General features: G+C 39.8%; 9 protein-coding genes and 4 tRNA genes. 12 read left to right on the forward strand and 1 reads right to left on the reverse strand.

Annotated elements, in window-relative coordinates; genetic code table 11:
- Window positions 1-103 precede the first annotated feature (103 nt).
- Complete coding sequence (locus tag FLEMA_RS0106445) at window positions 104-1,594, forward strand: glutamate synthase subunit beta (protein ID WP_026994760.1); 1,491 nt, start codon at window positions 104-106, stop codon at window positions 1,592-1,594.
- Window positions 1,595-1,842: 248 nt separating this feature from the next.
- Here FLEMA_RS0106445 and FLEMA_RS0106450 read toward each other — a convergent pair whose 3' ends face one another.
- Window positions 1,843-2,886, reverse strand: coding sequence for an NHL repeat-containing protein (locus FLEMA_RS0106450; RefSeq protein ID WP_026994761.1), 1,044 nt, complete (start codon window positions 2,884-2,886; stop codon window positions 1,843-1,845).
- Between the two features lie 359 nt (window positions 2,887-3,245).
- Between FLEMA_RS0106450 and FLEMA_RS0106455 the strand changes: the two genes are divergently transcribed.
- The 11 genes from FLEMA_RS0106455 to FLEMA_RS0106510 all read left to right on the forward strand — a co-directional run bounded on the left by FLEMA_RS0106455 (window position 3,246) and on the right by FLEMA_RS0106510 (window position 13,693).
- Window positions 3,246-3,335: transfer RNA gene (locus tag FLEMA_RS0106455), tRNA-Ser, on the forward strand.
- A gap of 28 nt (window positions 3,336-3,363) precedes the next feature.
- Window positions 3,364-3,438 (forward strand) — tRNA-Pro (locus FLEMA_RS0106460).
- 79 nt (window positions 3,439-3,517) lie between these two features.
- Window positions 3,518-3,591 (forward strand) — tRNA-Arg (locus tag FLEMA_RS0106465).
- Between the two features lie 77 nt (window positions 3,592-3,668).
- Window positions 3,669-3,743: transfer RNA gene (locus FLEMA_RS0106470), tRNA-Pro, on the forward strand.
- A 697-nt stretch (window positions 3,744-4,440) separates the two neighbouring features.
- Complete coding sequence (locus FLEMA_RS0106480; protein ID WP_026994762.1) at window positions 4,441-6,084, forward strand: TldD/PmbA family protein; 1,644 nt, start codon at window positions 4,441-4,443, stop codon at window positions 6,082-6,084.
- 21 nt (window positions 6,085-6,105) lie between these two features.
- Entirely contained in the window at window positions 6,106-7,422 is a 1,317-nt protein-coding gene (locus tag FLEMA_RS0106485; RefSeq protein WP_026994763.1) for a TldD/PmbA family protein, read from the forward strand.
- Between the two features lie 297 nt (window positions 7,423-7,719).
- On the forward strand, window positions 7,720-9,360 hold the full coding sequence (locus FLEMA_RS0106490) for a TldD/PmbA family protein (protein ID WP_026994764.1): 1,641 nt from the start codon (window positions 7,720-7,722) through the stop codon (window positions 9,358-9,360).
- A 77-nt stretch (window positions 9,361-9,437) separates the two neighbouring features.
- Window positions 9,438-10,775 (forward strand): TldD/PmbA family protein, encoded by a 1,338-nt coding sequence (locus FLEMA_RS0106495; protein WP_026994765.1) that lies wholly within the window; start codon window positions 9,438-9,440, stop codon window positions 10,773-10,775.
- A gap of 198 nt (window positions 10,776-10,973) precedes the next feature.
- Complete coding sequence (locus FLEMA_RS0106500; RefSeq protein WP_026994766.1) at window positions 10,974-11,588, forward strand: DUF4159 domain-containing protein; 615 nt, start codon at window positions 10,974-10,976, stop codon at window positions 11,586-11,588.
- A gap of 3 nt (window positions 11,589-11,591) precedes the next feature.
- The gene (locus FLEMA_RS0106505; protein WP_026994767.1) at window positions 11,592-12,566 is read left to right on the forward strand and encodes an AAA family ATPase; all 975 of its coding nucleotides are present in this window, start codon (window positions 11,592-11,594) and stop codon (window positions 12,564-12,566) included.
- A 260-nt stretch (window positions 12,567-12,826) separates the two neighbouring features.
- Window positions 12,827-13,693, forward strand: coding sequence for a DUF58 domain-containing protein (locus FLEMA_RS0106510; protein WP_026994768.1), 867 nt, complete (start codon window positions 12,827-12,829; stop codon window positions 13,691-13,693).
- Window positions 13,694-13,698: the final 5 nt, after the last annotated feature.

Here is a 13,698-nt window from a genome sequence, read left to right on the forward strand (position 1 = left end):
TGAAAATTTGAAAATGTGTTAAAATAAGGTATACCCTTCTTTTGATAGTACTGATTAGGCCATTTTCAAATTTTCAAATCCTCAAATTTTCAAATTAAAAACAATGGGAAAACCAACAGGATTTTTAGAGGTTACAAGAGAAACTCCTAAGAAAAGACCCGTCGCAGAACGTGTCGCTGATTATAAAGAAATTGATATAGATTTACCAGGAGAAAAAGTAAAAGCTCAAGCAAGCCGTTGTATGGACTGTGGTGTGCCTTTTTGTCACAACGGTTGTCCATTAGGCAATATTATCCCTGAATTTAATGATGCGGTTTATGACCAAAACTGGGGATATGCTTATGAAATCTTATCATCTACCAACAATTTTCCAGAGTTTACAGGACGTATTTGTCCAGCACCATGCGAGTCGGCATGTGTATTGGGTATCAATAAACCTCCTGTAGCTATCGAATATATCGAGAAATCGATTATTGAATATGCTTTTGGAAATGGCTTGGTAAAACCTAATATCCCAACCAAAAGAACAGGTAAAAAAGTAGCTATTATTGGCTCTGGCCCTGCTGGATTGGCTTCGGCTGCTCAGCTCAATAAGGCTGGACATACTGTAACGGTATTTGAACGTGCCGACGAAATCGGAGGGTTGCTTCGTTATGGTATTCCTGATTTTAAATTGGAGAAATGGGTAGTTCAACGTCGTGTAGAAGTAATGAAGCAAGAAGGTATTGTTTTCAAAACTTCAACTAACGTTGGTGTTGATATTAAAGCCGATGAATTATTAGAAGACTTCGATACTATCGTTTTGGCGGGTGGTTCTACCGTTCCAAGAACGCTCCCTATTCCTGGAGCTGACTTGAAAGGTGTATATCCTGCTATGGAGTTCTTGTCTCAACAAAATAAGCGTGTTGCTGGTATCGACCGTATCGTTGACCACCGTGGCGTTGCTTATCAAGATGGTGAATTGTATGCTACCGATAAAAACGTAGTGGTAATTGGTGGTGGCGATACAGGTTCTGACTGTGTTGGTACATCTAATCGCCATAAGGCAAAATCTATTACACAAGTAGAGGTAATGCCAATGCCTCCAGCCGAACGTGCTGCTCAAACCCCTTGGCCAAATTGGCCAATGATGTTGCGTACTTCTACATCGCACGAAGAAGGTGCTAACCGTCAATGGTCGATTGCTGTAAAAGAGTTTGTTGGCGACGGTAGTGGTAATTTGAAAGGCATCAAAATTGCTGATATTGTTTTGGAGGTAGTTGATGGCAAAGCCCAACAAACACACCAAAATGAAAGAGAAATCCCTTGTGAATTGGCTTTGATTGCAGCAGGTTTCTTACACCCGCAGCGTGAAGGTCTTTTATCTCAATTAGAAGAAAAAGGACTAGAGTTTGACGAAAGAGGTAATGTAAAAGCCAATAACTACAAAACATCTGTAGATAAAGTGTTTGCAGCAGGCGATATGCGTCGCGGACAGTCATTGGTAGTTTGGGCTATCTCTGAAGGTCGTGAGGCGGCTCGTCAGGCAGATATTTACTTGCAAGGTATTTCAATTTTGGAAGCGAAAGCTGTATCAAGCTTCTCGGTTGTTTAATTGAAACATAAGTTATTCTCAATTTTAGGTAATATTAAAAGAGACTCCTATGGTAGAAATTTAGGGTCTATTCATGCAAAAGGCGTTCGAAATGAGTTTTTCGAACGCCTTTTGTATATTAAATTGTAGCATGACACATCTTTAGCCGCAAAGCATTGTACCTCTACTTGTGAAAATCATATTCAAAAATAATCACTCCACTCATCGCTAAGTCATTATTTACTAGATTTGAGATGACTCATCTTTACTTATTGTGCATTTAGATGAATTGCCTCTGGTGATAAGGTAGAAATGTAGCTTCTTGTAGGAGCGACATTGCCATTATCCGATAATTTAAAAACCTGAATCTTTTTATTAGCTTTTTCAGCTACATAAATCAAGCCCTTGTTGTCTCGGTCGTCAAAGGCAATATCTACAGGGTTGCCCAAGCCTGTATTCGATCCAAAGATTGTTCTTGTTGCTAATACAGAGCTGTTATTTGAAATTTTGGCAACTTCCTCAATAATATAAATACCACCGTCGGTAGCAAAGTTTGTTCCTGTAGCATTTCCAATTTCGGTAACTAACAAAATATCACGTTTCTTCGAGTATGTGATACCATGAAGTCTTGCGGTGACTCCGTTAGTCTGAGAACCATTGATAAAAAATTTGAGGGTAGGAGTAACTGTGCCAGCAGCCAAGCTACTAGGGGTATTAAAAAACTCAATACGCATAGCCGATTTATCAATCAATACCATCAATCGGTTGTTATCTTTATCGAAATGAATACCCCAAGGCTCACCAGTTAATTTCAGTTTTTTCCCTGTAACATTGCCATTAAGAGTCGATGCTTTATCGTACACCCGCAAAGTACTATCGGTATTGTTAGCAACATACAAAATATCGTTTGTTGCATCGTAGGCAAGTTCACGGCCACTCGAAAGGCTAGCATCGGTAATTACAGAAACAGGAAGTGATGCGGCCAAAATACTACTAGCATTGCTATATACCCTGATACTTTTTTGAGCACGACTTACCTGAAAGAGGAGGTTTTTTTCGGGAGAAAAAACAACACCGTTGCCATCGGATGCTCCATTGGCTAGTTCAACCGACGGTGTTAATACTGTAGAATCGGCAGGCGAAAGGAGTTGTAGGTTTTTGGCACCTGCTGTAACTTCAGCATTGGAAACATATAAAACAGATGGAGACTTGGGTGTTGCTGGTGTTGTTGAGTCGCTGTTTTTGTCACATGAACTTAACGAAATAATACCAAAACAAAGTGAAAGGATTGCGTAAGCGTGTTGGTTTTTCATAAAATTGAAGAATTAGAATTGTATGTAAGGTTGAAATTTTGATGATATATACGGCAGTATAGAGTAACTGGATTTTGGGAAGTGAAAGAAATATCAAAACAGGGCTAGACCGTAAACAGCCTAAAAAGCTCTATAATTAGAAATAGGGCATTTTTTAATGAAAAAAACTATAAAAAAAAGGCTATTATAATGGTATTAATAAGTGTCTGTTATTCAGAATAATATGCAATTTGTTGCAAAAAAGTTTCATGTAAATGTGTTTTTTTTTCTTTTTAGACTTGCATCTTAAACAAAAAAAAGCGTACCTTTGCATCACCTAAACACAACAAGGGTATCGGAAGAGATAACCAAAGTGTTAAGGAGAGATGCCTGAGAGGCCGAAAGGAACAGTTTGCTAAACTGTCGTACTGGTAACGGTACCGAGGGTTCGAATCCCTCTCTCTCCGCCACCATCATCGTGGAAAGGTTAAAAAAGTTCGGGGTGTAGCGTAGTCCGGTCATCGCGCCTGGTTTGGGACCAGGAGGTCGCAAGTTCGAATCTTGCCACCCCGACATAATAAAAAGGATTTTGGATTTCGATTTTAGATGATTTGAATTCTAAGGTCACCTTTCCAGAATCCTTTTTTATTACGGTTCCGTAGCTCAGCTGGATAGAGCAACTGCCTTCTAAGCAGTAGGTCACAGGTTCGAATCCTGTCGGAATCACAAATTTGAGGTACTTATAAGTAGTGCCTTTTTAAATCAAAATCTTTTCTACTTACTCCATAGTAATGATAGAAAATCGGGGTGTAGCGTAGTCCGGTCATCGCGCCTGGTTTGGGACCAGGAGGTCGCAAGTTCGAATCTTGCCACCCCGACACAATATGAGGGATTCAATTGCTTGAATCCCTTTTTTATTTTATAGCCATGTTCTAATCAATTGAAGCCCTACTTTATACTTATGGCCCTCAATAAGTATACTCACCAACTTACTCAATAAATAGCTTGGGCTACTGGCTGTCTCTCGATAGCTACAGTATTGAAAGATTTTATCAAAATAGTTTCCTAAAAAATAATGGAGTCCAGAGTTGAGCATTCAAAAGGGGATAACAATACCGTTGTTGAGTATTAGATATTAGGTTTATGAGCCTTATTACATTATCAATAAACCATGTCGCTATTTTAACCAAATCCCCAAATCAGAAATCGCTTCCATGCTGTACTCATATTTAAAGATTAAATAAGATTGTACTTTTCTTCTTTTTATATTATTTTCTTCATTCTTAGCCACAAAATTATCTAATGGCAAAAGTGTTGTTATACAAAATTAATTCCTTCTTAAACTAGAATTAACAGTAGTTTTTTTTGCCATTTTTAGAGAATCCCATAACGAATGTCGATAAAAGTAGGCGTTTTGTCGAATAAGACATACAATATATACCATAATTCACTATTTTTAAGATATGCAGTTGAGGCTATTTTAATACAATAGGTAACAATAGCTCAGTTGTAAGGGTATTTTGACCTTATTCTAAAGTTTAAACGATTATTTAACTTCAATCAACAAACCCTAATATGAAAAGAAGGGATTTTATCCAATTGTCTGGTATGGGCTTGGGAGCCTTAATGGGTAGTTCAATACCTGTTTTGGGAAATGTGGTGCCAGCGGAGCATCTTCTTGAGCCAGGTGCAGATGTGGCTTTCAAAAAGAAAATGGCAGATATTGCCTTAAATGCTGCTAAGTCTCGTGGGGCAACCTACACCGATGTACGCATTGGTCGATATTTACAGCAGTTTTTGTTTACCCGTGAGAATAAAGTACAAAATATTGTTAATGCCGAATCGTACGGTGTAGGTATTAGGGTAATAGCTAATGGTACATGGGGCTTTGCAGCTACTAGCGATGTTACGCCCGAAGGAATTGCCAAATGTGCCGAAACAGCCGTTGCAATTGCCAAAGCCAATGCCAAGATTCAGAAAGAGCCTGTCATTCTTGCTCCACAAAAAGGTGTAGGTGAAGTTACTTGGAAAACACCTATTACCAAAAATGCGTTTGAAGTTCCCGTTCAGCAGAAAATAGATTTATTGATGAATGTCAACAGTGAGGCTATGAAAAATGGTGCTGGCTTTGTAACATCCAATTTGTTTTTGGTGAACGAACAAAAATATTTTGCCTCTTCAGATGGTTCGTATATCGACCAAGATGTACATCGTATTTGGCCAACGTTTACGGTAACAGCGGTAGACAAACAAGCTGGTAAGTTCAAAACCCGCGATGCTATTAGCTCGCCAATGGGTATGGGCTATGAGTACCTCGATGGTTTGGCAAGTGAAAAAATCGCTGCACCTAATGGCCTTGTAGGGTATCGTAACTCGTACGATATGGTCGAAGATGCCGTAATGGCGGCTAAACAAGCCAAAGAAAAATTAACAGCCAAGTCGGTATTGGCAGGTAAATACGACCTCGTACTTGACCCTAATCACTTGGGTCTGACTATCCACGAGTCGGTAGGGCACCCAACCGAGCTTGACCGTGTATTGGGCTATGAGGCCAATTATGCAGGCACTAGCTTTGCAACTTTAGATAAATGGAAATCAAAATCATTTAATTATGGTAGCAAACAAGTTAATATTGTAGCCGACAAAACACAGCCCTATACATTGGGTACAGTGGGCTACGACGACGAAGGCGTGCCATGCAAAGAATGGGATTTGATTAAAGATGGTATTTTGGTAAACTATCAGGCTATTCGCGATCAAGTAAACATTTTGGGCGAAAACGCCTCTCATGGTTGTTGTTATGCCGATAACTGGAACTCTGTGCAGTTTCAGCGTATGCCAAACGTTTCATTACGCCCTGGAAAAGAAAAACTAAGTGTTTTTGATATGATTAAAGGCGTTGAGAAAGGTATTTATATTATCGGTCGTGGCTCGTATTCTATCGACCAACAACGCTATAACTTCCAATTTGGTGGACAGTTGTTCTATGAAATCAAAAATGGACAAATCGTAGGAATGCTCGACGACGTAGCGTATCAGTCTAATACACAGGAGTTTTGGAATTCGTGTGTTCAGATTTGTGATAAAGACGACTACCGTACATTTGGTTCGTTTTTCGATGGAAAAGGCCAGCCTTCGCAGGTAAGTGCTGTTTCGCATGGTAGTGCAACAACACGTTTCAATGGCGTAAATGTCATCAATACTGGAAGAAAAATCTAATTACTCAAAACGACATCAACAATGGCTATATTAACAAAAGAAGAAGCTAAAAAAATCATTGATAAAGTTTTAGCATTTTCGAAAGCAGACGAAACAAGCGTGGCTCTGAATGGTAGTCGCACTGGCAATATTCGTTATGCCCGAAATTCAGTATCTACGAGCGGTGAGTCCTACGACCTTTCATTGGCTGTTACTGCTGTTTTTGGCAAACGTTCGGGTACAGCAACTATCAATGAGTTTGACGATAAATCATTAGAAAAAACAGTAAGAAGAGCTGAAGAAATCGCCAGATTAGCTCCCGAAAACCCTGAATATGTACCGATGTTGGGGCCACAAAAGTATTTGGACACCAACTCGTTTGCTCAAAGTACTGCTAATATCGACCCTGAGTTTCGTGCCAAAGCAGCATTTGAAAGTATCGACCCTTGTGCTAAAAAGAACTTGACGGCAGCAGGTTATATGGAAGACTCTTCGGGTTTTACGGCTATTGGTAATAGTAAAGGGCTTTTTGGCTATAATAAATCTACTTCGGTTGATTTTTCTATTACAGTACGTACCGCCGATGGCTTAGGATCGGGTTATGCCATTCGTGATTTTAACGACGTTTCTAAACTTAGTACTAAATCGGCTACCGAAATTGCTATTCAGAAAGCGATGGCTTCTAGCTCGGCCAAAGCCCTAGAGCCAGGCAAATATACCGTTATCTTAGAACCAGCCGCCTCAATTGATTTGCTCCAAAATATGATGCGTAGCCTTGATGCTCGTAATGCAGACGAAGGCCGTAGTTTCTTGAGCAAAAAAGGAGGAGGAATTCGTTTGGGCGAAAAGTTGTTTGACGAACGAGTAAATATCTATTCAGACCCCGCCAACCCAGAAATTCCTAAAGCAGGTTTTTCAGGCGATGGCCGTCCACAAGAAAAAATCTATTGGGTAGAAAATGGCATAGTAAAAAACCTGACCTATTCAAGGTTTTGGGCCGAAAAAAAAGGCGTAAAAGCAACACCTCCACCACAAGGCTTTATTATGGCTGGTGGAACAGAATCTTTGGCCGACCTTATTAAAGGAACTGAAAAAGGTATTTTAGTAACTCGCTTTTGGTATATTCGTGCTGTAGACCCACAAACATTATTGTTTACTGGACTAACCCGCGATGGTACTTTTTATATCGAGAAAGGCCAAATCAAATATCCAATCAAAAACTTCCGTTTCAACGAAAGTCCCGTAATTATGCTCAATAATCTTGAAGCTATGGGCGTACCAATGCGAATTGGAGGAAGTTTGGTGCCACCACTCAAAATCCGAGACTTTACATTTAGTAGCTTGTCAGATGCTGTTTAAAATCTAATATAACCTATGTGAATGGCCGAATTGCTCTGCCATTCACATAACTAATTCTACCACTCATCAAAATCAGTCTTTTCAAAATACGGCAATCTTCATCAAAATGATAAATTTAGGTATTTGTGAAAAACTGCATCTGTATAAAATTTTCCTGTAGAAAGATTTTTAAAAGAACTTTCTGAGTAGAAACTATCAGTTTTGCTCGGCTTGATAATTATTTTCTATACAAATATTCTATACATTGGTTTTCACAAAAAAACATTTTCTAATTATCAATAATAAACTAAAAAAACCTTGAAAAGAAGAGATTTTATTCAATTGTCAGGTTTGGGTATGGGAGCTATGATGCTACCCAACATTCCGATTGTCGGAAGGCCTGTTTCTCCCGAAGCTCTTTTAGAAGGAGGCGTAGATGTTGCTGTAAAAAAGCGATTGGCCGATGCCGCCCTTAATGCAGCTAAGGCAAAAGGTGCTACTTATACCGATGTACGTATAGGCCGGTATTTGAATCAGTTTGTGGTAACACGCGAAAACAAAGTACAGAATATCATCAATACCGAATCGTATGGTGTGGGTGTTCGTGTAATTGCCAATGGCTGTTGGGGTTTTGCGGCGGTGGTCGATGCCAAAACCGAAGCTGATACTGCCCGCGCTGCCGAAGAAGCCGTTGCTATTGCCAAAGCCAATGCCCGTTTGATGACCCAACCTGTACAGTTGGCTCCGCAAAAAGGATACGGTGAGGTAAGTTGGAAAGCTCCAATCCAAAAAAATGCCTTTGAAGTACCCATTCAAGAAAAAGTAGACCTGTTGCTCGGTGTCAATGATGCTGCTCTCAAAAATGGAGCTAATTATGTCAACTCTGTGATGTTTATGGTAAACGAGCAAAAATATTTTGCCTCGTCCGATGGCTCGTATATCGACCAAGATGTTCACCGTATCTGGCCAATTTTCAACGTAACAGCTATTGACCCCAAAACAGGTAAGTTTGAAACTCGCCGTACATTGAGTGCTCCGATGGGCATGGGTTACGAATATCTTCAAACCAACCCTCAAGATAAAGTAACGGGTATTACCACTCGCTACAACAAAGGGTATGATATGCTCGAAGATATTATTGCTGCCTCAAAACAAGCCAAAGAAAAGCTTACTGCCAAATCGGTTGAGGCGGGTAAATACGACCTTGTACTTGACCCTTCTCACTTGTGGCTTACTATTCATGAGTCGGTAGGACACCCCCTTGAGCTTGACCGTGTGCTGGGGTATGAAGCCAACTTCGCTGGAACGTCTTTTGCCACACTCGATAAATGGCAAAGCAAAAACTTTAACTATGGTAGCAAAGAAGTAAACCTTTTTGCCGATAAAACACAAGTAGGTTCGCTAGGTGCTGTAGGCTGGGACGACGAAGGGGTCAAAACTAAGCAATGGGACTTGGTAAAAGATGGAACACTGGTTAATTATCAGGCTATTCGTGACCAAGTACATATTATTGGTGAAAAAGAATCGCATGGCTGCTGCTATGCCGACAGCTGGTCGTCGGTACAGTTTCAGCGTATGGCCAACGTTTCGCTTGCTCCAGGCAAAGAACGTTTGTCGGTAGATGACATGATTAAAGATGTTAAAAAAGGAATTTATATTGTTGGCGACGGCTCATTTTCAATTGACCAACAACGCTATAACTTCCAATTTGGGGGACAATTGTATTATGAGATTAAAGATGGAAAAATTGTAGGAATGCTCAAAGACGTGGCTTATCAATCTAATACACAAGAGTTTTGGAATTCTTGCGTAAAGGTTTGTGACGAACGTGACTACCGTTTGGGTGGCTCTTTCTTCGATGGAAAAGGCCAACCTTCACAGTCAAGTGCCGTTTCTCATGGTAGTTCTACGGCTCGTTTTAATGGCGTTAACGTAATTAATACTGCCCGTAAGGTGTAAAAGCAATAGGCTTTGGGCTGTAGCTATTGAGTAGCTATGGCACATCAAGCGTACAACCCTTTAATCTCGAATCAACTATGTCAGTAATACTAACAGAAAGTGAAGCTAAAGCCTTATTAAAAAAGGTATTGAGCTATTCAAAAGCCGACGAATGCGAAGTCAATATTTCGGGTGATATTCGTGGCAATATCCGTTACGCTCGTAACGAGGTATCTACAAGTGGGGCTTTAACCAACCAAAACCTAAGTGTACAATCGGCATTTGGCAAAAAAGTAGGCGTTGCTACAGTCGATGAATTTGATGATGCTTCTTTAGAAAAAGTAGTGCGTCGCTCAGAAGAATTAGCAAGACTTGCTCCCGAAAACCCTGAATATATGAGCGTATTAGAACCTCAACAATATATTCAGTCTAACGGCTATTTTGAGTCAACGGCCAGTGTCAATCCCGACAAACGTGCCGAGGCTGTTTATAAAAGTTTGGTATTGTCTCGTGAACAAAAGTTGGTAGCCGCAGGCTTCTTAGAAGACCAAAAGGGCTATTCAGCTATGATGAATTCAAAAGGGCTTTTTGCCTATTATAAAGATACAAGTGTTAACTTTTCGTTGACGGTTCGTACCGAAGACGGCACTGGTTCGGGTTATGTAGCCAAAGGTTATAGCGATTTCAATAAGCTCGATACTGCTGCCGCTACCAAAATTGCTATTCAAAAATCTATCGGTTCAAAAGGAGCAAAGGCTCTTGAACCTGGTAAGTATACCGTGATTCTTGAGCCAACGGCTGCCGCTGTATTATTAGAGAGTATCTATTTTGCTCTTGATGCCCGTAGTGCCGACGAAGGACGTTCGTTCTTTAGTAAGCAAGGAGGCAAAACAAAGCTAGGAGAAAAAATTGTAGACGAAAGAGTTACTATCTTCTCTGACCCAGCTTATCCCGAATTGCCAGCTTCTCCTTGGGCTGGCGATGGCCAAGCCCTAGACAAAAGAATGTGGATAGAAAATGGTGTGGTCAAAAGCCTTGCATATTCTCGTTTTTGGGCAAAAGAAAAAGGTGTAAAGCCTATTCCGTTTCCTAATAACGTAATTATGACGGGGGGAACAGCCTCATTGGAAGAAATGATTAAAAGTACCAAAAGAGGTATTTTGGTCACTAAACTTTGGTATATCCGCCCTGTCGACCCGCAAACTTTGTTACAAACAGGTCTTACTCGTGATGGTACTTTTTATATTGAAGATGGAAAAATTAAATATCCAATCAAAAATTTCCGATTCAACGAAAGCCCAATTATTATGCTTAACAACCTAGAAATGCTGGGCAAAACCGAACGTGTAGTAAGTACCGAATCAAACCGAAATTATATGGTACCGCCAATGAAAATCAGAGAATTTACTTTCTCGTCGCTTTCTGATGCGGTATAGGAAGCTGTAGACTCTAGGCAAATCGGCACAGAGGCACAACGTAATTGATATGTAACAAAGATTAGTACAATCTTGAATAGCATTATTCTATCATATCTCGACAACATTTTGTGCCTCTGTTGTCAAATATATAATACCTGTTTGCCTATTGCTTTTCAACCAAAAAGCTTACAGTCAGTAGCTTATAGCATTAAAAATATGAAACCTTTTACTTTTACCCGAATACAATATACTTCTGGCGATTGGGATACCGACCAGCGAATGCCCTCCAATATTCTTAATTCGCTTGTGGAATATACTACTATACCCATCGATGAAAAAGAAAAAGTAGTATTGTTGAGTAGCAACGAACTTTTCAAAAGTCCTTTTTGCTATTTGAGCGGACATAAATTAGTCGAGTTTTCTGCAAAAGAGCGAGATAATTTCAGAAAATATGTAGAAAATGGAGGTTTTGTGTTTGTTGATGATTGTAATCACGATATAGATGGCCTTTTTGCCAAGTCATTTGAACAAGAAATGGCCAGAACTTTTGGGGCAAAAGCACTGCAAAAAATCCCCAATAATCACCCTATTTACAATTGCTTCTTTCATTTTGAGGGGCCACCAACTACCAGCTTTGAACTCAATGGCTGGGGCGACGACCTCGTGCATGATTACCTCAAAGCTATCATTATCAATGGCCGAATTGGGGTGTTGTATAGCAATAAAGATTATGGCTGTGAGTGGGACTACGACTTCAGAAACAAGCGTTGGCTGGCTGAGGATAATACAAAATTTGGCGTAAATATTATTCATTACGCATTAACTGTTTAGACATTGGAAACGAAGGAACTTACATATTATAAAACATTAGTGGCAAAGTTGCCATTGCTCAAAAAAGAAATAGCCAAGGTAATTGTTGGCCAAGAGGAAGCCATCGACGAAATATTGATTGCTCTTTTGGCTGGAGGACACTGTTTGCTGGAAGGTGTACCAGGGCTAGCCAAAACCTTGATGGTTAAAACTATCTCTGAAGCCCTCGAAATGAAGTTTAAAAGGGTGCAGTTTACTCCCGATTTGATGCCTGGCGATATTGTAGGTACCGAAATTTTGGAAGAAGACCACGAAACTGGTAAGAAATTCTTCAAATTTAATAAAGGCCCTATTTTTGCCAATATCGTTTTGGCCGATGAAATCAACCGTACTCCGCCCAAAACTCAAGCAGCTTTGCTTGAGGCAATGCAGGAATACAAAGTAACTTATGCTGGTACTAACTACGACTTGCCTAAGCCTTTCTTGATTATTGCAACCCAAAACCCTATTGAGCAGGCAGGTACTTATCCATTACCCGAAGCTCAACTCGACCGATTTTTGCTGTATATCCGTCTTGGGTATCCGTCCGAAACCGAAGAGTTACAAGTGTTGAAAAGTACTACAGGGGTAGCTAAACAAGATTTGCAAACTATCATGACCGATAACGATATTATTGATTTGCAAAAACTTACTCGTCAGGTACATATTAGCGAGGAGTTGATTGTCAAAATTAATCATATTGTACGCTCTACTCGTCCTGCTACTACTACATCGAGCTTTGTTAAAGAGTGGTGCGACTGGGGGGCAGGCCCTCGTGCAGGACAGGCCTTGGTGCTTTGTGCTAAAGCTAGAGCGGTATTGAATGAACGCTTTTCGGTATTGCCCGAAGACATCGAAGCTCTTGCTTTCCCTATTCTAAGACATCGTATTGCTCTTAACTTTAGAGCCGATGCCGAGGGTATTACTACCGACGATGTAATTAAGAATTTGTTGAAATAAATACTCGTTTCGATACTTGTACAAAAGTTTAGATGCTATCGGATTGAAGATTATCGTCAAAGTGATTTTATGATTTACTTAGAAAAGAAAAAAAACTCATAAATCCGAAACCCAATAACCAACATCCAAAATTTTTCAATCATTCGTTCACAGCCGTACTAAAATAGTGAATATATATGATTGATATAAAATGTGTTATATAACTCATTCTTAAAAACGAGTAAATATAACAATCGAAGCTCTCAAAATATAAATAAGATATGCCCTTATTATCAAGTGAATTAGTAAAGCTCAATAATCTGCAATTGGCTAGCCGACTGGTTAGCGAGCAGCTTATGTTGGGGGTACATCATAGTAAACGCTTTGGGTATGGTATTGAATTTGAGCAATATCGACATTATGAAATTGGCGACGACCCCAAACGTATTGACTGGAAGCTATATGCCAGAACTCAAAAACACTTAGTACGAGAGTCGTCTACCGAAAGTAATTACCATATCCGCTTTATCTTAGATTTGTCGGGGTCAATGAATTATGCCGAGGGCAATACCAGTCGCCTACAATATTGTAAGATATTGTTAGCTTCATTGGCCTATTTGGGCTATCGGCAAGGGGACATGATGAGCCTGTATGGCCTTCAAAATGGTTCTTTACAAACGTTGGTAGCATCGGGAAAGCAGTCTTTTCAACGTATTTTGTATACCCTCGAAAAAGCCGAAGCTAGTGGCGAATGGCAGAATGCTAGTCCCAAATTTCCTGAATTTCAGCAAAAACAAAAAGAAATTGTTTTTTTCGCCTCCGACCTGCTACAGATAAACAACGAATGGCTCAATTTTATTAAACATTTGGCCAATCCACACCGAGAGGTATTTATCTTTCAACTATTAGGTCAGCAAGAATTACAATTCGATTTAAAAGGCTTTTATCGCTTCAAAGATTTAGAAACAGGTAAAGAAGTAGAACTTCAGGCCGAAAGTATTAAGAACGAAGTGCAAAAAAATGCAGCTTCTTACCTCAAAAATATAGAAGAAGAGTTACGGATTCCGTATGTGTATTTGCTAAGGAACAGCCTGAGCGAACCTATCGCTAATGTCATTAGCGAGTCCTTGAAAAAAAGAAAAGGCTAACCCAT

This window comes from Flectobacillus major DSM 103 (assembly GCF_000427405.1).
Taxonomy (GTDB): Bacteria; Bacteroidota; Bacteroidia; order Cytophagales; family Spirosomataceae; genus Flectobacillus; species Flectobacillus major.